This is a genomic window from Erwinia tracheiphila (assembly GCF_021365465.1).
Classification (GTDB): Bacteria; Pseudomonadota; Gammaproteobacteria; order Enterobacterales; family Enterobacteriaceae; genus Erwinia; species Erwinia tracheiphila.
This window is the reverse complement of record NZ_CP089932.1, coordinates 1,290,158-1,310,652: the sequence shown is the minus strand read 5'-3', so window position 1 is coordinate 1,310,652 and position 20,495 is coordinate 1,290,158. Positions and strand designations below refer to the sequence as shown.

General features: G+C 47.7%; 15 protein-coding genes, 1 other RNA gene and 6 pseudogenes. 7 read left to right on the top strand and 15 right to left on the bottom strand.

Annotated features, from left to right (window positions below; genetic code table 11):
• The first annotated feature begins 856 nt into the window (after window positions 1-856).
• Complete coding sequence (gene tomB / locus LU633_RS06905) at window positions 857-1,237, top strand: Hha toxicity modulator TomB (RefSeq protein ID WP_016191643.1); 381 nt, start codon at window positions 857-859, stop codon at window positions 1,235-1,237.
• A gap of 24 nt (window positions 1,238-1,261) precedes the next feature.
• Window positions 1,262-1,480 (top strand): HHA domain-containing protein, encoded by a 219-nt coding sequence (locus tag LU633_RS06900; protein ID WP_016191644.1) that lies wholly within the window; start codon window positions 1,262-1,264, stop codon window positions 1,478-1,480.
• A gap of 39 nt (window positions 1,481-1,519) precedes the next feature.
• Here LU633_RS06900 and ffs read toward each other — a convergent pair.
• An RNA gene (gene ffs, locus LU633_RS06895) (signal recognition particle sRNA small type) lies at window positions 1,520-1,616 on the bottom strand.
• Window positions 1,617-1,834: 218 nt separating this feature from the next.
• Between ffs and LU633_RS06890 the strand changes: the two genes are divergently transcribed.
• Window positions 1,835-2,182, top strand: coding sequence for an MGMT family protein (locus LU633_RS06890; RefSeq protein ID WP_016191645.1), 348 nt, complete (start codon window positions 1,835-1,837; stop codon window positions 2,180-2,182).
• Here LU633_RS06890 and LU633_RS06885 read toward each other — a convergent pair.
• A pseudogene (locus tag LU633_RS06885) lies at window positions 2,142-2,701 on the bottom strand (YbaY family lipoprotein). The gene LU633_RS06890 and the pseudogene LU633_RS06885 overlap by 41 nt on opposite strands.
• Window positions 2,702-2,953: 252 nt before the next feature.
• On the opposite strand from LU633_RS06885, the pseudogene LU633_RS06880 reads away from it, so the two are divergent.
• A pseudogene (locus LU633_RS06880) lies at window positions 2,954-3,793 on the top strand (acyl-CoA thioesterase domain-containing protein).
• Between the two features lie 61 nt (window positions 3,794-3,854).
• Here the strand turns inward: LU633_RS06880 and amtB are convergent.
• The 5 genes and pseudogenes from amtB to LU633_RS06855 form a co-directional block, all read right to left on the bottom strand.
• Window positions 3,855-5,159 (bottom strand): ammonium transporter AmtB, encoded by a 1,305-nt coding sequence (amtB, locus tag LU633_RS06875; protein WP_087949710.1) that lies wholly within the window; start codon window positions 5,157-5,159, stop codon window positions 3,855-3,857.
• A 15-nt stretch (window positions 5,160-5,174) separates the two neighbouring features.
• Window positions 5,175-5,513 (bottom strand): P-II family nitrogen regulator, encoded by a 339-nt coding sequence (gene glnK / locus LU633_RS06870; protein ID WP_016191649.1) that lies wholly within the window; start codon window positions 5,511-5,513, stop codon window positions 5,175-5,177.
• A 243-nt stretch (window positions 5,514-5,756) separates the two neighbouring features.
• On the bottom strand, window positions 5,757-7,535 hold the full coding sequence (locus LU633_RS06865) for a SmdB family multidrug efflux ABC transporter permease/ATP-binding protein (protein ID WP_016191650.1): 1,779 nt from the start codon (window positions 7,533-7,535) through the stop codon (window positions 5,757-5,759).
• On the bottom strand, window positions 7,528-9,297 hold the full coding sequence (locus LU633_RS06860) for a SmdA family multidrug ABC transporter permease/ATP-binding protein (protein WP_016191651.1): 1,770 nt from the start codon (window positions 9,295-9,297) through the stop codon (window positions 7,528-7,530). The genes LU633_RS06865 and LU633_RS06860 overlap by 8 nt, the downstream gene beginning before the upstream one ends.
• Window positions 9,298-9,330: 33 nt before the next feature.
• Window positions 9,331-9,617, bottom strand: a pseudogene (locus LU633_RS06855) (Lrp/AsnC family transcriptional regulator); the annotation flags it as partial.
• Between the two features lie 157 nt (window positions 9,618-9,774).
• On the opposite strand from LU633_RS06855, the pseudogene LU633_RS06850 reads away from it, so the two are divergent.
• Window positions 9,775-10,011, top strand: a pseudogene (locus LU633_RS06850) (ISNCY family transposase); the annotation flags it as partial.
• 89 nt (window positions 10,012-10,100) lie between these two features.
• Here LU633_RS06850 and LU633_RS06845 read toward each other — a convergent pair.
• A pseudogene (locus LU633_RS06845) lies at window positions 10,101-10,286 on the bottom strand (Lrp/AsnC family transcriptional regulator); the annotation flags it as partial.
• 138 nt (window positions 10,287-10,424) lie between these two features.
• Here LU633_RS06845 and LU633_RS06840 point away from each other — a divergent pair.
• Together LU633_RS06840 and queC are read left to right on the top strand one after the other, a co-directional pair.
• Window positions 10,425-11,420 (top strand): annotated as a pseudogene (locus LU633_RS06840) (PLP-dependent cysteine synthase family protein).
• Between the two features lie 69 nt (window positions 11,421-11,489).
• Window positions 11,490-12,185, top strand: coding sequence for a 7-cyano-7-deazaguanine synthase QueC (queC, locus tag LU633_RS06835; protein WP_016191657.1), 696 nt, complete (start codon window positions 11,490-11,492; stop codon window positions 12,183-12,185).
• Here the strand turns inward: queC and LU633_RS06830 are convergent.
• From LU633_RS06830 to clpP, 7 genes are all read right to left on the bottom strand, one after another.
• The gene (locus LU633_RS06830) at window positions 12,177-12,572 is read right to left on the bottom strand and encodes an acyl-CoA thioesterase (RefSeq protein ID WP_016191658.1); all 396 of its coding nucleotides are present in this window, start codon (window positions 12,570-12,572) and stop codon (window positions 12,177-12,179) included. The genes queC and LU633_RS06830 overlap by 9 nt on opposite strands.
• A 107-nt stretch (window positions 12,573-12,679) precedes the next feature.
• A complete protein-coding gene (locus LU633_RS06825) occupies window positions 12,680-13,060 on the bottom strand; it encodes a helix-hairpin-helix domain-containing protein (RefSeq protein WP_016191659.1) in 381 nt (126 codons plus the stop codon).
• Between the two features lie 139 nt (window positions 13,061-13,199).
• Window positions 13,200-15,071, bottom strand: coding sequence for a peptidylprolyl isomerase (gene ppiD / locus LU633_RS06820; RefSeq protein WP_016191660.1), 1,872 nt, complete (start codon window positions 15,069-15,071; stop codon window positions 13,200-13,202).
• Window positions 15,072-15,272: 201 nt separating this feature from the next.
• Window positions 15,273-15,545, bottom strand: coding sequence for a nucleoid-associated protein HU-beta (gene hupB / locus LU633_RS06815; protein WP_016191661.1), 273 nt, complete (start codon window positions 15,543-15,545; stop codon window positions 15,273-15,275).
• A gap of 219 nt (window positions 15,546-15,764) precedes the next feature.
• The gene (gene lon / locus LU633_RS06810; protein WP_016191662.1) at window positions 15,765-18,119 is read right to left on the bottom strand and encodes an endopeptidase La; all 2,355 of its coding nucleotides are present in this window, start codon (window positions 18,117-18,119) and stop codon (window positions 15,765-15,767) included.
• Window positions 18,120-18,312: 193 nt separating this feature from the next.
• Window positions 18,313-19,587 carry an ATP-dependent protease ATP-binding subunit ClpX gene (clpX, locus tag LU633_RS06805; protein ID WP_233479017.1) on the bottom strand — a complete coding sequence of 425 codons (1,275 nt, stop codon included), beginning with the start codon at window positions 19,585-19,587 and terminating at the stop codon, window positions 18,313-18,315.
• Window positions 19,588-19,705: 118 nt separating this feature from the next.
• Entirely contained in the window at window positions 19,706-20,323 is a 618-nt protein-coding gene (clpP, locus tag LU633_RS06800; RefSeq protein WP_016191664.1) for an ATP-dependent Clp endopeptidase proteolytic subunit ClpP, read from the bottom strand.
• Window positions 20,324-20,495: the final 172 nt, after the last annotated feature.

Genomic DNA, 20,495 nt, shown 5'->3' with positions numbered 1-20,495 from the left:
GGAGAGCAGAGATGCAACAGCGATCCTGACCACTGCAGAATGCGTGAATAAGGTCCCTCGCTGAATTAAAGATGAACGGAAAACCATTTCGCATACCCAATATGTTATAACATAACAGTATTTTATGTTAAGAACGAACCTCTGAGTGTAAATAAATTGTATCTAAGTATTTCTTTGGGTAGGATGAAGGTAAATTGTATTAATGTAAATAATCTTTGAGCAGGGTATTCACCTGTCACAAAAATAGGTATTATCTGCTGGAATAACCGATAGTTAAATCATAAAGATGGTGTTGGTATTAATTTAAAGCACTTGATAATTCTGAGCAAAACAACAATTATCGATATAAATATTCATTACGCCACATGGAGAAGAAATATACAGCGCTATTTCATGGTCTGTGAACGTTAATCATGGAAAAGTACTTTTTATGAAACTATTCAGCAGATAATTCCCAAAATAAAAGTTGCGCAAACAACGCATTCCTCATGATTTCAATGAAAATACATTATTTTTACGACAACATTTGAATTGTTTATGTAGAATATTGCTTTGAATCACGCTATAAGATGCTATGCCACTTTAATGAAAGCATCCTAAATACAAATTTCAATCCGCACATGGATAAGTAATATCAAAAGTAATGAAGTCCGAATAGCTCGCTAACCTGTGGATTTTATTAATTTATAATGTCACTATACCCTTGTATTGCTGATAAAATGCTGCGTATAAAAAAATCGTTTAATCAGGTTATTAAATTTATGTCAGTGTAAGAGGCTTAAATATCGCCTCCTGGCACACTATTAGTAAAAGACTAAACTAATGGCACCTCTAACTCGCTGTGGAGGGGAAAAAGATGGACGAGTATTCACCAAAAAGGCATGATATTGCACAATTAAAATTCTTGTGTGAAAATTTGTACGATGAAAGCATGACAACAATAGGTGACAGCCATCATGGATGGATTAACGATCCGACTTCTGCCAGCAATTTACAGCTTAACGATTTGATTGAGCACATAGCCTCATTTACCATGAATTACAAAATTAAACATATTGAAGATAGCGATCTGATTAGTCAGATTGATGAATATCTTGATGACACTTTTATGCTCTTTAGTAATTACGGCATTAATGTTCAGGAACTGCAACGCTGGCGAAAATCAGCTGAAGGGTTGTTTAGCATTTTTGCAGAGGAGTGCGCTCAAGTTGCCAATCCTGCGAGCCACTCGTTTTAAAACCTTTTTTTCAACGGCTTAACAATGACAAACAAAGTTCTTACTAAAACTGATTATCTTATGCGTTTAAGAAAGTGTCGTTCTATCGACACCCTGGAACGCGTTATAGAAAAGAACAAATACGAATTATCCGACAATGAGCTGGCAGTATTTTATTCTGCTGCTGACCATCGCCTGGCTGAACTCACTATGAATAAGCTTTACGATAAGGTGCCTGTTTCAGTCTGGAAATTCATACGTTAGGATTAAAAAATGTGCGGCGGGGCGATAAATTGGTGGAGGCCCTGCCAGCCACATCCCGGCACACACGACGTCTGCTGCGGCTGCTTCCTTCCGGACCTGACCGAGTTCACAGATTAGTGTTGCGGGAGAACCAACCGGGTCTCCATTGAAAAGCCCCATTCTCTGGAGCAGAAGTATTATCAATGAACGCTGCAGCAATTGCAAGTATATGGCAGATAACCGTTTGTTTCTTGTGCACTTCTGCAATCTTTTTTTCTGACGCTCCCTGACTGCACTAATTTAATGATATAACTGTATGAAATATCTCCAATGCTATCTGTTTCACTTATTTTGGCATTCTGAGAATGCGTAGCTATGACAATCCAGGATAATTTCCGCCAGCGTATCTGGCAAATTGTTGCCGCCATACCTTATGGTAAAGTGACCACTTACGGAGAAATTGCCTGCCTCGCAGGTTCACCCCGCGCAGCCCGTCAGGTAGGTGGCGTATTAAAACGGCTTCCCCCCGAGAGTAAATTACCTTGGCACCGCGTAATTAATAGAATGGGTAAAATTTCACTATCAGGTGATAATCTTGCTCGCCAACGTCAGGCATTGATGGCAGAGGGAATCGAAGTAACGCCTGAGGGAAAAATTGTCCTCAGGCGTTACCGCTGGGAAGTTACAGAGATGACGGCGCAGGAACTGAAGCAGAAGGCGTGACCTGCGTGGGCGATGTCGAGGGGACAGTCGTTGTGGCCTCGTTCTGAGAAGGTAAAGCAACAGAAGGAACAGGAACAAGCACCAACTCTTCTTTTGTTGCCCCATTTGTCACAGCCGTTTTAACCGTTTCAGTTATAAAAACCATCTTACCGTCAACGGCAATCACTGTACTAAGCAAAATGCGTGAATTTGGCTGAATATCAGCAGGGTTAAACGGCAGGATAAAATTGAACGGTGCCTGCTTATCCCCTGTTCTGAGCGAACGCTGTGCAATCACTTTAGAAGGTGCACTGGCAACGGAAGCATCTGATAGCATTACAGTCAGCACCGCACCAGGCGGCAATGCAGCCTTCTGCCGAACATAAACAGAACCGCTAACGTTTGGCTGGCGCAGTGTTGATGATTACCCTGCCACCTGCGAAGCGAGGGACGCAGTTGCAACATCTTGACCTTTATTCACACAGCCCGCGAGCGCAATAGTCAGAACAGTACCAGTGTGAGTACTGGCCAGAGTTTCATTGATTAAGTCTCCATGTGATCAATTTACGAGCGTTATTTTAGCGCGCCAAAAGTGGCAGAAATGTTCTGTCATCCCACCTTAAATCCTGGCACAGGTTAATAATATTTTCCGGGAGGCCCCAAATTCCTCCTCCACGGAAACAAATCACTTCAGGCCCGGTTGACGAAAAGTAATCGGATCCCCACACTATTTTATGCGTCGATGATGAAGGAAAAAAACCAATGGGTCATGCCTTGTAGAACTTATTAAACCTGCTTGAGTTGGAAAAACTGGATGAGAGCCTGTTTCGGGACCAGAGTGCAGACATCGGCCTGCGCCAGTTATTCGGAGGACAGGTTATTGGACAGGCTCTTCACGCGGACAGGCAAACTACCCCATCGGAGAGAGTTATCCATTCCCTTCACAGCTACTTTTTACTCCCCGGAGACAGCCAAAAAGCCATTATTTATGAGGTGGATACATTACGTGATGGGCAAAGTTTCAGTACCAGACGCGTCAGCGCAACACAAAATGGGCATCCCATCTTCTTTATGACCCTTTCTTTCCAGACTCCTGAAGTTGGCCTGGATCATCAAAAAGCCATGCCTGATGTGCCGGGCCCCGACGCTCTCCCTAATGAAAGCGATATTGCCAGAGAGCTTGCTCATTCTATTCCAGTGCGCGTAAAAGAGAAATTTCTTGCAGAGAAACCATTGGAAATACGACCGGTAAAATTTCATAACCCACTTAAGGGTGAAATTGCTCCACCCGTACGTTGTGTCTGGATCCGTGCAAATGGAGTACTACCGACAAAGAAGCATATTCATCAATATTTACTGGGGTATGCTTCCGATTTGAATTTTTTGCCGGTAGCACTGCGACCTCATGGTAAAGGTTTTCTTGAGCCAGACATGCAGGTCGTGACGATTGACCATTCGATGTGATTCCATCGTCACGCGGATTTAAACTAGTGGCTACTTTACAACATTGAAAGTTCCTCGACCTCAGGTGCCAGAGGCCTGGTGCATGGGGAGTTTTATACTCAAGATGGAACGCTGGTTGCTTCAACGGTACAGGAAGGCTTAATGCGTATACGTCAGTCAGCCAGCTGAAAGAGAGGTTTACGGCCCCAAATCGGGGCCGTCTTTTTAAAAGTTACTGTCTTTTATCCACTTAGTGGTTGTAGGCATTTTCACCATGACTGTTGACATCCAGACCCTCGCGCTCCTGATCTTCAGGAACTCGCAGACCAACAATCATGTCAGCCACTTTGAAAGCAATGAAAGCTACCACACCCGTCCAGGCAATGGTCACGCCCACGCTTAACAATTGAATCCAAACCTGATGCCCCATAGTCACACCTGACGCATAGCCTACTCCTCCTAATGAAGAAGAAGCAAAGACACCTGTCAAAATACAGCCCACAATTCCACACACGCCGTGTACGCCGAACACATCACAAGGATCATCGACACGCAGCCACTTTTTCAACGTAGTGACGCCCCACAGACCAGCAAGCCCACCGACGAGACCAATAATTAGCGCACCTCCCACTCCGACATAACCGCAAGCAGGGGTAACCGCGACCAGGCCAGCAATTGCACCCGAACAAACGCCCAGCAAAGACGGTTTTCCACGCAACGCCCATTCTCCAAACGTCCAACTGAGCATCGCCCCTGCCGTTGCCATCACGGTATTCAGAAATGCCAGACCTGCAATTTCGTTAGCGGCGCTTGCGGAACCCGCATTAAAACCGAACCAACCAACATAGAGGATCGCCGTTCCAGTGAATACCATTGGCAGATTGTGAGGTTTGAAGGCTTCTTTACCAAAACCAGCACGTTTGCCCACCAGATAAGCACCAACCAGGCCAGCTACCGCTGCGTTTATGTGAACAACAGTACCGCCAGCAAAGTCCAGTGCTCCATCCTGCGCCAGCAAACCACCTGACCATACCATGTGCGCAATAGGTAAGTAGGAAAAGGTTAACCAAATAGCTACAAAAATTAACACAGCGGAAAACCGCACGCGCTCGGCTATCGAACCAACAATCAGCCCGACAGTGATACAGGCGAAGGAGGCCTGAAAAGATACGTGAATATATTGATAAAACGTGCCTACGAGCGCGGTGAGCTGAATATTTTTCAGCATAGCCATGCTGAAACCACCAAAAAAGGCGTTGCCTTCACTGAAAGCAAGTGAATAGCCATAGAGCATCCATAAAACGCACACCATCGCAAAAGTGACCGACACCTGTGTCATCATCGAAAGAACGTTCTTTGTGCGGATCAGACCACCGTAAAACAATGCAATGCCGGGTAAAGTCATAAACAGCACCAGTGCGGTGCAAATCATCATAAAGGCATTATCCGCTTTATCTACCACTGGTGCTGTTGCGGCCATCACAAGCGACGGTAACAGGGCCAGACCTGCAAGACCAAATACAGCAAGTTTTTTCTTCATTCTAATCCATCCCATTGCAATTCTTAGCCTTTACAGCGCAGCTTCATCATTTTCGCCCGTGCGAATGCGGATAACTCGCTGCAGCTCTGCAACAAAAATTTTACCGTCACCAATTTTCCCGGTGTAGGCTGCTTTACTGATAACATCAACGACTTCATCAAGCTGATCGTCTGTAATGGCAATGTCGATTTTTACCTTAGGCAGGAAGTTCACGCTGTATTCAGCACCGCGATAGAGCTCGGCATGCCCCTTCTGGCGGCCGAAACCTTTTACTGCCGTTACGGTCAGCCCCTGAATACCTATGGAAGAGAGTGCTTCACGCACATCCTCTAATTTAAACGGTTTGATTACCACGGTAACCAGCTTCATACGATCCCCCCCAGGTACTGAAAATGGTTGTTTTACCCGATACATAATCAACAAAGCAAAGGCTGTGCCATAAATTTAAAAACTGCAATTTCCAGACGATTAGCCAGTCATGCTCTGCATCCAAGAGTGGCATTAAAGAAAATTCACACTGAACAGTCTCAGGGCGACAGCCCCGAATAGCACAATTATAGTGCATTGCGTTACAGATATGTGCAGTCTGATCTTCCGGGATAGTTATTTGCCTTATTTTGGGGCAAGCTGAGGCGTTTCATTTGTTTCCAGCTCTGCTCCAGCCAGCTGTAACTGATACATTTGCGCATAGCGGCCATGCTCATCCAGTAGCTGTCTGTGGGTTCCCTGTTCAACAATACGACCACGGTGAAGAACAAAGATAGTATCCGCTTCGATAATTGTGGAAAGACGATGGGCAATCGCCACTAATGTGGTTTGTTGACGAACCAAATGTAGTGCTTTTTGAATTGCCTGCTCAGTGCCGGAGTCAATATTAGCAGTGGCTTCATCAAGGATTAAAAGCTTTGGGCTGGCGACCAGTACTCTGGCCATAGCCAGCAATTGCTTTTGCCCTACAGAGAGGGTGTTACCCTGTTCACCGAGATGAGTATAAATACCCTCAGGCAAGTGTCTGGCCAGGTCAGCCAGTTGCACGGTTTCCAGCACCTGCCATACCACATCCTCGCTGATATCACGGCCCAGTGTAACATTGGCAAAGAACGTGTCCGCCAGCACAACCGGATCCTGCTGAACCAATGCCATATCCTTTCTGAGAACGCGTTGCGAAAGCGAATTTATTGGCCTGCCGTCAAGACGAATCTCACCTTCCAGAAGGGGATAATAGCCCATAATCAAATTAGCAAGCGTGCTTTTTCCACTTCCGGTATGGCCAACTAATGCAACAAAATGACGGGGTGGAATCACAAGATTGACGCCCCTGAGCACCTGATAATCAGCACGATAGGCAAAATTCAGACCGTCTATTTCGATCCGCCCCGAATTAAGCGGCCGATCATCGTTGCCATAGGATTGCTGTCGTGCGTCCATTAACTCAAAAATACGCTCCCCGGCTATTAACGCCTGTTGCAGCATCGACTGCTGGGTCGTTAACTCAATCAGTGGCTCATTCAGACGCCCCAGATAATTAATAAACACATAAAGCACGCCCACTTCAATCCTGCCCTGGCCCGAAAAGCCAAATAACATCATCAGGCCACAGAGAATCAGCGCGGAAAACAAACTGAGTAAAGGCCTCAGAAGAAAGCCATCCAGGCGCAAGGTTTCCATCCTCGCTTGATAATGCAGGCGGCTAGCCTCGCACAGGCGCTTACCAAAGCGGGCCTGCTGGCGAAACTGTTGGATAACGCTCATACCATTGATAGCTTCGTTAAAGCCGTTATTGATATCGGCCAGATAACTGCGTACTCGCCGGACGATCGGGGTGCTGTAGTGCTGATAAATGATCATCACGACGATTACCGCAGGGAAAATAGCCACGGCCACCAGCGCCATTCTCCAGTCGAGGCTGAACATGGCCACCAGCATTGCACTAACAAGCGCAGCACTATGCAGCACCGTGGCGAGCACGGTGACATACAGATCGCGGACAACTTCAGTATCATTGGTCACACGCGAAATGATTTGCCCAACAGGTTGGGTATCGTACGAGCTCAGAGGTTGACGCAACGCAGCATCCATTACATCCGTTCGCAAACGTTGAACCACACCCACCGCTGCCTGATTAAACAGCAATGATTGTGAATAATGCAGTAAGGCTGCCAGCACCTGTAACAGGATATAACTTGCTGCAAGTCCAGCCACTAACCCCACCGGCATATGATGTTTCGCCACCATATGATCGATAAAATAGCTGATAAGCACGGGGCCAAGTACTTCAGCTGCCGCCGAAATCCAGAGAAGCAGCACGGCGAGGCCAAGCGATTTTCGGAAGGGGTGCCCGTAGCGCAGCAGCCTTTTCAGAGTTGGCAAGAGTTCTGTCAAATTAGCCATGAGCAATGTCCTTATCAGCCCCGTCATTGTCCAGAGCGGCTTCCAGCTGTTGATAACGATACATGTCCTGATACCAACCGTTTTGCTCCATCAGTTCACTATGCTGACCACGCTGTGACACTGTGCCTTTTTGCATAACCAGAATCTCACTGGCTTCATTCAATGCAGACAGGCGATGCGCACTGATGATTATCGTTCTCCCCGCCCCCCACCAACGAAGGTTTTGTAAAATCTGATATTCAGTCCGACCATCTACAGCGGAAAGCGCATCGTCGAGAATGAGTATTTCAGCATTTAGCAGCAGTGCTCTTGCAATCGAAATACGCTGTTTTTGGCCGCCGGACAGCATCACTCCTCGCTCTCCCACCTCAGTGTCGTAGCCCTGCGGCAGTTGCATAATATCGTCATGCACATTGGCAAGTCGGGCGGCCTGTTCAATATCGCTCCGGCTAGCCGCTGGCCGACCAAGGGCGATATTGTTTGAAACCGAATCGGAAAACAGAAGAGGCGTCTGGCTGACTACGGCTATGCGGCTGCGCCAGCTGTCCAGCCTTAATGAAGAAAGAGGTATACCATGATAACGAATGTCACCCTGACCGATATCGAAATGTCGTTGAATTAGGCCAAGCAAGGTGCTTTTTCCCGCGCCGGTTGGACCGCAAAGCCCGAGCATCTCGCCCGGCTTAAGGCTGGCATTCAGCTGGCGCAGTGCCGGTTGCTTTGCACCGGGGTAAAAAAATTCACGGATAGCAATCTGTAATTGTCCTCGCTCTTTGGGTAACGTCTCGCTGCCGTCTTTGACCGTCGGGACTTCTGCCAGCAGCGGCGCTATCCTTACCCATGCTGCACTACCGCGCTCCACGATATTAAACATCCACGCCAGCGCGAGCATAGGCCAGATCATCAGACCCAGATACATCACAAAGCTGGTTAACTGCCCAAGCGTCATTTCACCGTGCCAGACCAGCCAGCTACCGCCGCCTACCGCCAACAGATTAGACATACCGATCGCTATGTAGATAGTGGGATCGAAGCGGGCATCGACACGCGCCACGCGCAAATTCTTATTCCCTGTATCCTCAGCAATCTCAGCAAATTTTGCTGACTGGTGATTTTCCAGCCCAAAAGCCTTGATCATACGAATGCTGGTAAGACTTTCCTGAGTCTGATCGTTCAGGGAAGAAAAAGCAGCCTGAGCCAGCCGGAAGCTCTGGTGCAATTGTTCACCGTATCGTTTGATCACGATAGCCATAACCGGCATCGGCAACAGAGCCAGCAGGGTCAACTGCCAACTAATCTGTGTGCTCATCACCACCAACACCGCCAGTCCCATCACCAGTGAATCCACCAGGGTGAGCACACCTTCGCCGGCGGCAAACACAACGCGATCCACATCGTTGGTTGCCCGGGCAATTAAATCCCCGGTACGATGACGAAGATAAAACTCAGGGTGCTGGCGACTTAGTTGACGATAAAAATCGCGGCGTAGCTCCACCGCCAGTTGGTAAGACGCACCAAACAGCAGAATTCTCCAGACATAGCGTAAAAAGTAGATCAACACTGCGGTAAAAAACATCAGGGCAACCCACAGCATCAGCCCCATTCCGCTGGTTTGCTGCTGGGTGACGTCATCTACAATGGTTCCGACCACTTTCGGTGGTAACAACTGAAGTAGTGCGATAATGATCAACAGAAACACGGCACCGAGATAGCGCCGCCATTCACGAATAAAAAACCATCTTAATTGGCTAAACAGTCGCACAGTAAACATCCTGGTTATGATTGAGCGAAACGATCACAAAGCGGCGATCAGCCTAACGGCGGTGTATTTTATCACTTCCATCGCGAAACTCGAGGTTACATCCAGCAAACCTGTCATCCGGTTCACCAGACGTTTATAAAACCGATCACAGGTTCTCATATCAGCCACCTGAATGCACAAAAGGTAGTCATATTCTCAGGCCATTCGATAGCAGCTCATCACTTCCGACATTTCATTAACTATCTCCAAGAATCGCTGGTACCAATCACTGCTGTGCTGCTGTGTTTTTTTAACATAAAAATAGTAAGGGAGAGAGAAAGTGTAGCACCAATATAGTAATGTCACTTTTCTCCCATTCAGAGATGTCACTTTTTACGGTATAAAGGCTCAAACCTTTTGCCGCAAAGACATTCGGATGTTAGTAACCATGTCAGATAAAGAGTTAAACCGGGTTAACGTTATTCAGGCTGTTGTCTATATCGCTCTCTGAGATATCAGGTCTTCGACAAACTTGATTGTGTTGATCAGGGGCAAATCGTTGATAAAAAACGCCTCGGTGCCGTACTGAAACTGGCACAGGACAAAATGGATAAGCTGGATCATCATGGCAACCGGGCCAGAAGCAAACAGATGCCGAAACGTCGCGCTCAGGCCAGAGTCCGGGAACAATTGCGGGCTATCAATCCAGTACTGGCCAATCCGGCAGAGTTCTGAGCCAGCCTCAAACGATGATCTCCCTGCACTCTTATCAAAAAAGTGACATTTCTATTTTGGAGAATTGGGTGACATTTTAAGCTTGCTTTAACAGAAAGTTTTTCTGCATCTAACAGCGCTACACGGCCGCGAATATAGCCCTCATCTTCCAGCCTTTTCAAGCGTTTCCAGCATAGTGTGGTCGTCAGATGCAGGGCATCGGCCAGCGTCTGTAATGATAATGTGCAATTCTACTGTAATAAAGCCCGTAACTTAAGGTCAGTTTTATCTGTCATACGTTTCTCTAAGAGAGTTTTTTCTCTTTTATCATCATAATAAAGCAAAAATGGAAAACCTTTTTTCCTTGCAGGCCCTATTCTTTAACAAATTTACAAAGGGCAAAAAAGATGAATGATTTATAGGTTTCCAAAGCTATACAAGAGATAAACGCCGATATTCAGCGTTCCGCTGATACCCACCTGATTCGTCTGCCCCTGCCTGCTTATCCGGGTATCTGGCTCTATCTGAAAGATAAGAGCACCCATCCAAGTGGCAGCCTGAAACACCGCCTCGCGCGATCTTTATTTCTTTATGGCCTGTACAATGGTTGGATTAAAGAAGGTACGCCTGTCATTGAGGCTTCTTCCGGTAGTACCGATGTTTCAGAGGCTTATTTCGCCCGGTTACTGAGCCTGTCCTTTATTGCCGTAATGCCTGAAACGACGGCAAAGCGCAAAATAGAACAAATCATCTTTTATGGCGAACGCTGTCATTTTGTCAGCGATCCGTGCCAGATGTACGCTGAATCAGAACGAATGGACCGCGAGTTGAATGGCCATTTTATGGATCAGTTCACCTATGCTGAACGGCTACAGACTGGTATGGTAATAACAATATTGCCGACAGTATTTTTCAGCAAATGAAAAATGAGTCCTTCCCCATTCCAGAAACCATTGTCATGAGTGCAGGTACGGGCGGCACATCAGCAACGATTGGTCGCTATCTGCGCTATCAGGGGCACCCAACCCGGCTTACGGTGGTCGATCCTGAACATTCAGTTTTCTTTGATTACTGGCAGCAACGCGACAAGTGTTACAGGAAGCAAACTTGAAGGCACAGGCCGTCCGCGAGTGGAACCCTCTTTCATTGTTGATTTGGTGGATGAAATGATGCGCGTCCCCGACGGAGCCAGTATCGCGCCCATGCTCTGGCTGGAAAAACAGCTGGGACGTAAAGCAGGTTCCTCAACAGGAACTAACGTATGGAGCACGTTACAGGTGGCAAAAAGAATGCGTGAAGCCGGGCGCAGTGGATCGATTGTCACATTACAGTGTGACAGCGGTGATCACTATCTGGAGACCTGTTATCATCCCGACTGGGTTGCTGAACATATTGGCGATGTTGGTCAATGGCAGTCTGATATGCCCTGATAAGTAGCACTACCTTTCCAGAACCTGAGCAAGTAAAATATGTCTCAGAAAATTAATAAGGTGAGCAGAATGAAACGTGCAGTGGTGGTTTTCAGCGGCGGTCAGGATTCAACAACCTGCCTGATTCAGGCACTACAGCAGTATGACGAAGTACACTGCGTTACCTTCGATTACGGCCAGAGACACCGCGCGGAGATCGATATTGCGTGTCATCTGAGTAAATTGCTTGGTGCCAGTGCACATAAAACGCTGGACGTCACCTTGCTTAATGAGCTGGCAATCAGCAGTCTGACCAGGGACAACATTCCGGTTCCCGCTTACAACCCCGCTGCCAATGGCCTGCCCAGCACTTTTGTACCGGGACGCAACATTCTCTTTTTGACACTTGCATCAATCTGCGCTTATCAGGTCGAAGCAGAAACGGTCATCACCGGCGTGTGTGAAACAGACTTTTCAGGCTATCCCGACTGCCGGGATGAGTTTGTTAAAGCACTCAATCAGGCCGTTACCCTCGGTATGGCGCATCCGGTGCGTTTCGTAACACCGCTTATGTGGTTAAACAAAGCGGAAATCTGGGCACTTGCAGATTACTGGCATCAGCTATCCCTGGTGCGCAATGAAACACTGACCTGTTACAACGGTATAAAGGGCGACGGTTGTGGCACGTGTGCAGCCTGCAACTTACGGGCTAACGGCCTGCGTGAATATCAGAGTAACGCTGCTGGTGTTATGAAGAACATGCAGCAAAAAACTGGACTAACCTGACAGCATTTCTTCCATTTTTTGCTTAAGCTTTCTCTTGATAGGCTTTGCTTTATGCGTCAGTAAATCAACACAGGCAAAAATGAGTCGGGCGTCAGCAACAATTTCTTTATCAGAGGCGCGAGCCACTGTCTGCGCCACAACGCCGCTTTTGCCGCCAAGTTCCAGCATTTGACTGCTGATATCAAGCACGTCGCCCAGTAATGCCGGGTGACGGTAGTTAATATTAACCATAATGAGGGCCAGTCGGTTCTCCTCCATCCAACTGAAAGCGTTCGAGCACCCCAGCCACTCCCAACGCGCGTCCTCCAGAAACTCAAGATAGTGTGCATTGTTAACATGCTGATGAACATCAAGATGATAACCTCTGACCTTTATTGTCGTTGGCATGGTTCATTACCTCCGGCAGTCAAAGGTCACACCAACTGGTATGACCTCATAAGACTAGCAGAGGTAACGCTTATGTGGCTGGTCTGATAAAAGGCACCGGACTACGATCACAGTTTTAATCGCGACACATTTCTCTCTACTAATGCATTGCCAATTCCAGGTACTTCTTTCAACTGTTCAATACCAGTGAAATCACCGTACTCTTCGCGGTAACTTACAATAGCCTGTGCTTTTTTTAGACCGATACCGTTCAGCGCAGCAGCTAACTCCTCAGCTGTCGCCTGATTGATACTAACCTGCCCGGATGCTGACAGGGCCACCGCCTTTCCTGCATCTGCATCATTGACTGAAAAAGACGAGGGTTCTGCCTGGTCTGACGTTGATACCGAGACGGTTTCTGCTGAATTCGCCTGTGCCGCCCGCACATTATGCCCTGTCGGACTTATCAAAAGTGCCAGAGCTAAAGCTAAAAAAAACCTTTGTTGCATGCTGTTTTCCTCCATGTATTAGACAGCAAAACCACGTTACTCCCGGAGCATGGCGGCCACAAACTGCAGTGTATAAAAATGGAAAAGGCCGCATAAGCGGCCTGTGTTTTTTAATGACGTTGCAAAAAAATTGCGAGCTTTATTGCGCCTGCGCTGCCGCACCATATTTAATTTTGGCATCTTTGCGCAGGTTACTGAGTAAGGCAGCAAAAGCAATTTGAGCATTGTTTTGCGTCACACCCTGAACCATTGCTTTCTTCTGTTCTTCCGGCATGGTTCCACTATGTACCTGATCCAAAGCAATCAGTACCACATTACCTTTGCTGTCTTCGCTGACGGTATAGTCTGGGCTACCTTTCTGAGGTAACGGCATGGAAAAGGCAGCCTGTGTAACCGCATCCTGACCAGAACGAGTGAGCGTTTGCTGTGCACTAAAGGAAACACCCACTGCTTTCATCGCGTCGTCACCCTTATCGGCTTTCAAAGCAGCCAGCAGTTTTTCCGCCCGATCATGCGCTTCTTTTTGGGCCTTTTCAGTTTTCAGTCTGTCCGTAATTTGGACTCGCACTTCACTTAGTGGTTTGACAGCTTCAGGCTTATGCTCACTAATGCGTAGTACAAATGCCCGATCGCCATCGACTGTAATCATATCGGAATTCCTACCCGGGGAGCCATTTTCCCCAACCAGGCCACCATTGAAAATAGCCTGTTCAACCTGTTTGAAGTTTAACTCTTCCGGCAGCGAATCATGACTGAACCACCCGGTTTCAACCGCTTTCACTCCCGCAACTGCTTCAGCACCGGCCAAAGACTCATTGTCATTGCTGGCTGCATCGCTCACTTTTTGCTGGAGCTTATACCATCTATCCAGCGCTTTTTCCTGCTTCACCTTTGCTGCGATATCATCATGCACTGCTTTCAGCGGTTTGATTTGCTGTGGCTGTATATCGTCCAGACGCACAACAAGAAAGCCCACCGACGATTTGATGACGCCAGAAAGCTGGCCTTTATCCGTCAGATTAACGCTTTTTAGCTCATCTGGCGTGGTTTCTGGCTCTAACCATCCCATATCACCACCGTTACGTGCAGAGATAGGATCGGCTGATTTTTGCTTCGCAAGTGCGGCAAAGTCTCCACCTTTTTTCAACTCGTCCAGTACGGCCTCAGCCTCAGCCTCAGTCTTGGTCTGGATAATGCTGAAGCGACTGCGCTGTGGTTGGGTATAATCATTCTGGTGGCTGTCATACCAGCTCTGAATATCGCTCTCGCTGACGGGTTCCTGCAAAGCAGCAGCATCAAGTTTGATATAACTGACACGGAACTGTTCAGGTGACATGAAGTTGTTTTTGTTTTGCTGGTAGTCGTTGTTAATTTCTTCGTCACTGACGGTCTGTTTACCCGTCAGTGCAGCAACATCAATGGTTGCTTCACGCACCACCCGCAGCTGCGAGACCAAGGAAGCCAGCGCATCCGTCTCACCGGAAAGCATAAAGTCGGTACGTGTCACCGCCATAATGATTTGCTGCGTGGTCAACTGATTACGCAGTGCCTCAGCGTAGCGATCAGCAGTGAACCCCATATTATTGATAATGCCAAGGTATTTACTGTTATCGAACTTACCATCAGTTTGAAAAGCAGGCTGGCCAAAGATGGCCTGTTTTATCTGGTCATCGCTAATTGCCAGTCCCAGCGCTTTGGCATACTGATCCAACAAGTGTTCATCGATCAGTTGAGAAAGCGCCTGCTGACGAATTTGCTGCAAATAGCCAGGGTTACTCGCAAGAACAGAAAACTGTTCGCCCAGCATCTGCTGCTGACGGCTGCGCTCGTTGGTAAACGATCTTTCCAGCTGCGCACGGCTTATTTCCTGCCCGTTAACTTTGGCAGCATAATCCCCATTACCACCGACAAGGTAGTTGCCCACCCCGGTCAGAACAAAAGACAGGATGATCAAACCCAGTATAATTTTGAGCACGACATGGTTCGACGCCGCACGTAAATTGTCCATCATGGTATGACAACACTCCGCTGTAGTGTGAATGTAAACTTTGAGCGTCGTTCCACATTCCCAGGAACGCTCCACGCTGGTGCGTATCAGGCTCACTTGTCGATAAACATAAAAAAGGCACATCAGTGACCTGACGTGCCCTGTATGGTACATGAGAACACCTGAACAGTCCTCATTACCACCTGATAAATTGCTCAGAGTGTATCAATTAACCGCATCTTTCAATGCTTTACCCGCACGAAAACTGGGCACTTTACCCGCAGGAATAGTAATTTCTTTACCGGTTTGTGGATTGCGTCCGGTGCGCTCTGCCCGCTCACGAACAGAGAACGTACCAAAGCCAACCAGCGCCACTTCATCGCCTGCTTTCAGAGATCCAGAAACAGAGTCCATGAAAGCATCCAGAGCGCGCCCCGCCGCCGCTTTTGAAATATCAGCGCTGGTGGCGATTTTGTCGATCAACTGTGACTTATTCACTCAATCATCCCCTCTTTTAATTATTCACCTCACGGCATCGATTTGCCAACCGCAAGAGTGCATCAGTTATGTTAATTTTTAATCTGTCGAGCAACAGCAATATCGCAAGCCCTGGCCATCACTGGCTTAACGGCAATCTAAATTAGCGGCCCCAAAAAAAGCTGGCAAGTACCAATTTAACTGCCAGCTTTTGTTTTAAGGTCTTTTTGTCTTACATCACTATTTTGTGGTGGCAACCTGCATGCCGTAAGGGGAATTTTGCAGGGCCAGCGTCAGCACTTCTTCGATACATGTAACCGGATGAATCTCCAGATCAGCGATCACGTTATCCGGGATTTCCTCCAGATCGCGTTTGTTTTCATCTGGAATCAACACCGTTTTAATCCCACCACGATGTGCTGCTAACAGCTTTTCTTTCAGGCCACCGATAGGCAATACCTGGCCACGCAGGGTAATCTCGCCGGTCATCGCCACATCCGCACGAACGGGATTGCCTGTCAGACAAGAAACCAAGGCGGTACACATAGCAATACCGGCACTGGGTCCATCCTTGGGCGTGGCCCCTTCCGGTACATGCACATGAATATCACGTTTCTCGTAGAAGTCACCGTTGATACCCAGCTTCTCCGCTCTCGCACGTACCACGGTGAGAGCAGCCTGGATAGACTCCTGCATAACTTCACCCAGCGATCCGGTATAAGTAAGTTTGCCTTTACCCGGTACGCAGGCGGTTTCAATGGTTAACAGATCGCCACCCACTTCCGTCCACGCAAGCCCGGTAACCTGGCCTACCCGATTTTCACTGTCTGCGCGCCCGTAGTCATAACGTTGAACGCCAAGATAATCTTTCAGGTTGTCACTGTTGATCTCGATGTATCTGGTCTTTTTGTCCATCAGCAGCGCTTTTACCGCCTTACGACAAAGCTTCGACAGTTCACGCTCGAGGCTACGCACGCCTGCTTCACGCGTGTAGTAGCGAATAATGCCAACCACAGCACTATCATCCACGATTAGCTCACTTTCTTTCAGGGCATTACGCTCAATTTGCTTAGGCAGTAAATGCTGTTTAGCAATATTGAGTTTTTCATCCTCGGTATAGCCAGACAGGCGGATCACTTCCATACGATCAAGCAACGGAGCCGGAATGTTCATGGAGTTCGACGTAGCCACAAACATCACATCAGAAAGATCGTAATCCACTTCCAGATAATGATCGTTGAAGGCACTGTTCTGTTCCGGGTCAAGCACCTCAAGCAAAGCAGATGCGGGGTCGCCACGCATATCCGAGGACATCTTGTCTATTTCATCCAGTAAGAACAGTGGGTTTTTAACGCCGACTTTTGCCATTTTCTGGATCAGTTTACCTGGCATAGAGCCAATATAGGTACGGCGATGTCCCCGAATCTCGGCTTCATCACGCACGCCGCCCAGCGCCATGCGAACATACTTTCTGCCTGTCGCTTTAGCAATAGACTGACCAAGGGAGGTTTTACCCACGCCCGGAGGCCCCACCAGGCAAAGAATTGGCCCGCGGATTTTACTGACGCGACTTTGAACAGCTAAATACTCCAGGATACGGTCTTTAACACGCTCCAGTCCAAAATGATCGGTGTCGAGCGTTTCCTGTGCCTTAACCAAATCCTTTTTAACTTTACTGCGCGCATTCCACGGTACCTGAATCATCCAGTCGATATAACCGCGCACCACGGTTGCTTCCGCCGACATCGGTGACATCATTTTAAGTTTCTGCCACTCCGCTTCCGTTTTTTCACGGGCTTCTTTGGGCATTTTTGCCGCATCGATTTTTCGTTTCAGCGCCTCATTCTCATCAGGCGCATCATCCATTTCGCCTAACTCTTTCTGAATCGCCTTCATCTGCTCGTTCAGATAATATTCACGCTGGCTTTTTTCCATCTGCTTTTTAACGCGATTACGAATTCGCTTCTCGACCTGTAGCAGATCGATCTCGGATTCCATCATCGCCATCAGATATTCCAGACGCTCATTCACATCTGACATTTCCAGCACGGACTGCTTATCAGCCAGTTTCAACGGCATATGAGCAGCAACGGTATCAGCAAGGCGTGCCGCATCTTCAATGCTGTTCAGCGAAGTAAGCACTTCTGGAGGGATTTTTTTATTCAGTTTGATGTAACCCTCAAACTGATTAATGGCCGTGCGCACCAGAACTTCCTGTTCACGCTCGTCAATTTCCATGGAGACAAGGTACTCTGCCTGGGCCATGAAGTGATCGCCATTATCTGCAAGAATAGTGATATGCGCACGCTGCAACCCTTCAACCAGCACTTTTACCGTACCATCAGGCAATTTCAACATTTGCAAAATGGAGGCTACAGTCCCGACAGAGAAAAGATCGTTAATGCCAGGCTCATCCGTTGAAGCCTCTTTCTGAGCGACCAGCATGATCTTTTTATCATGATCCATGGCAGTCTCAAGACAGCGAATTGATTTTTCACGGCCAACAAACAACGGAATTACCATGTGCGGATAAACCACTACGTCACGCAACGGCAACACAGGGATTTCAATGCGTTCTGAACGCTCAGGATTCATAGAGCTCTCTCTCAGTTTAATTTCCGCCAGGGCGATGGGTACTGCCATAAACCACTTAAAAGGCAGTTTTACCCAACAGGTGTCTGAGTATATGGGGATGGATGAGGCACATTCAATGTTATGTATGCGAGAAAAGCAAAAGGGGAGACATCCCCCCCTTTTTTGAGATAACCGACTGGAAATATTTGGTTAATTATTCACCAGAAGCCTGCTGTGCTTCATGCTTTCCATATATCAGCATCGGTTCGGTCTGACCTTCAATGACCGTATCGTCTATGACGACTTTTTCCACATCATCCATCGAAGGCAAATCATACATTGTATTTAGCAACGCACCTTCAACAATGGAGCGCAGACCACGCGCACCGGTTTTACGCGACATTGCTTTTTTGGCAATAGCCGTCAAAGCCTCACCACGGAATTCTAGCTCCACTCCTTCGAGGTTGAACAGCGCCTGATACTGTTTAGTTAGCGCGTTCTTCGGTTCCCGCAGGATTTGAATTAATGCTTCTTCGCTTAACTCATTCAGGGTAGCCACAACAGGCAAACGACCAATAAACTCAGGGATAAGACCGAATTTGATTAAATCTTCTGGTTCTACCTGTTCCAACAACTCACCTTCAGTGGCTTTTTGCGACTTGCCTTTCACTGTCGCGCCAAACCCGATACCAGTACCTGTTTCGACACGCTGAGAAATGACTTTATCCAGACCTGCAAAGGCCCCTCCACAAATAAACAAAATTTTGGAGGTGTCAACCTGCAGAAATTCCTGCTGTGGATGCTTACGTCCCCCCTGAGGAGGCACAGCCGCAACGGTGCCTTCGATCAGTTTAAGCAAGGCTTGCTGCACACCCTCACCCGATACATCGCGAGTAATGGATGGATTATCCGACTTACGAGAAATCTTATCAATTTCATCAATATAGACGATACCCCGCTGCGCTTTTTGCACATCGTAATCGCATTTTTGCAGCAGCTTCTGAATGATATTTTCTACATCCTCGCCCACATAACCCGCTTCGGTAAGCGTGGTAGCATCGGCCATAGTGAACGGCACGTCGAGCAGCCGGGCCATGGTTTCTGCCAGCAGCGTTTTACCACTACCGGTTGGCCCAATCAGGAGAATGTTACTTTTACCAAGTTCAATACCATTACTGGTATCGCCATTACGCAAACGTTTGTAATGGTTATAGACCGCTACTGCCAGCACTTTCTTCGCTCTTTCCTGGCCGATAACGTAATCGTCGAGATGATCGCGAATTTCGTGTGGCGTAGGTAATGCACTACGCTCACGATGTGGAGCAACTTCTTTAATCTCTTCGCGAATGATGTCATTACACAAATCAACACATTCGTCGCAGATATACACTGACGGACCGGCGATCAGCTTGCGCACTTCATGCTGGCTTTTGCCGCAAAAAGAGCAGTACAGCAGCTTTCCTGAACCGTCTTTGCGCTTATCTGTCATCAGTTAACCTCTTCTGTTATCTTCGTCCGCTTTGCTTGCGGCGATGATGCCGATAAAAGGCATCATCATTAGTCGCTCTTGCCCCTCTCTGACTATAGACGACAGAAAAGGGATAAGATCAGGTGCGATGCGTCAGAATTGAATCCACAAGTCCATACTCTACCGCTTCATTAGCGGACAGGAAACGGTCACGTTCAGTGTCACGCTCTATTTCTTCGAGAGTTTTGCCCGTGTGTTCAGCCATGAGCTCGTTCATGCGCTGTTTCACCTTAAGGATCTCACGCGCGTGAATTTCAATATCCGTTGCCTGTCCCTGATAACCGCCCAGCGGCTGGTGGATCATGACACGAGAGTTAGGCAGGCAATATCGTTTACCCCTGGCACCCGCAGTGAGCAGAAAGGCACCCATCGAACAGGCCTGCCCCATACAAATGGTACTCACATCAGGTTTGATAAACTTCATCGTGTCGTAAATAGACATGCCCGCCGTAATGACGCCACCGGGCGAGTTAATGTACAGATGGATGTCTTTTTCAGGGTTTTCTGCTTCCAGAAAAAGCATCTGCGCCACGATCAGATTCGCCATATGATCTTCAACCTGACCTGTCAGGAAGATGATGCGCTCTTTGAGCAGGCGAGAAAAAATGTCGTAAGAACGCTCTCCACGAGAGGTCTGTTCAACCACCATCGGCACTAAGGCCATATGAGGTGCCGTTTGTTCGCCACTGTATGACATTATCTGTCTCCTGGATAAATTTTTTGACTGGGTCCCTATCTGGGGATGCTGCCCCACTGATTCAAGCATAACAACGTTTTTATCAAGTGCTAACCAGGAAAAATAGCTTAGTTGATGATTTGACGGTTTAATGAACGAATAAAGCCCGGAATATCACCCAGCGCATTCAATA

Coding starts and splice junctions, on each gene's coding strand:
- tomB (WP_016191643.1), top strand. CDS start 857: ATGGACGAGTATTCACCAAAAAGGCATGATATTGCACAATTAAAATTC.
- LU633_RS06900 (WP_016191644.1), top strand. CDS start 1,262: ATGACAAACAAAGTTCTTACTAAAACTGATTATCTTATGCGTTTAAGA.
- LU633_RS06890 (WP_016191645.1), top strand. CDS start 1,835: ATGACAATCCAGGATAATTTCCGCCAGCGTATCTGGCAAATTGTTGCC.
- amtB (WP_087949710.1), bottom strand. CDS start 5,159: ATGGGATGGATTAGAATGAAGAAAAAACTTGCTGTATTTGGTCTTGCA.
- glnK (WP_016191649.1), bottom strand. CDS start 5,513: ATGAAGCTGGTTACCGTGGTAATCAAACCGTTTAAATTAGAGGATGTG.
- LU633_RS06865 (WP_016191650.1), bottom strand. CDS start 7,535: ATGGCTAATTTGACAGAACTCTTGCCAACTCTGAAAAGGCTGCTGCGC.
- queC (WP_016191657.1), top strand. CDS start 11,490: ATGAAACGTGCAGTGGTGGTTTTCAGCGGCGGTCAGGATTCAACAACC.
- LU633_RS06830 (WP_016191658.1), bottom strand. CDS start 12,572: ATGCCAACGACAATAAAGGTCAGAGGTTATCATCTTGATGTTCATCAG.
- LU633_RS06825 (WP_016191659.1), bottom strand. CDS start 13,060: ATGCAACAAAGGTTTTTTTTAGCTTTAGCTCTGGCACTTTTGATAAGT.
- ppiD (WP_016191660.1), bottom strand. CDS start 15,071: ATGATGGACAATTTACGTGCGGCGTCGAACCATGTCGTGCTCAAAATT.
- lon (WP_016191662.1), bottom strand. CDS start 18,119: ATGAATCCTGAGCGTTCAGAACGCATTGAAATCCCTGTGTTGCCGTTG.
- clpX (WP_233479017.1), bottom strand. CDS start 19,587: ATGACAGATAAGCGCAAAGACGGTTCAGGAAAGCTGCTGTACTGCTCT.
- clpP (WP_016191664.1), bottom strand. CDS start 20,323: ATGTCATACAGTGGCGAACAAACGGCACCTCATATGGCCTTAGTGCCG.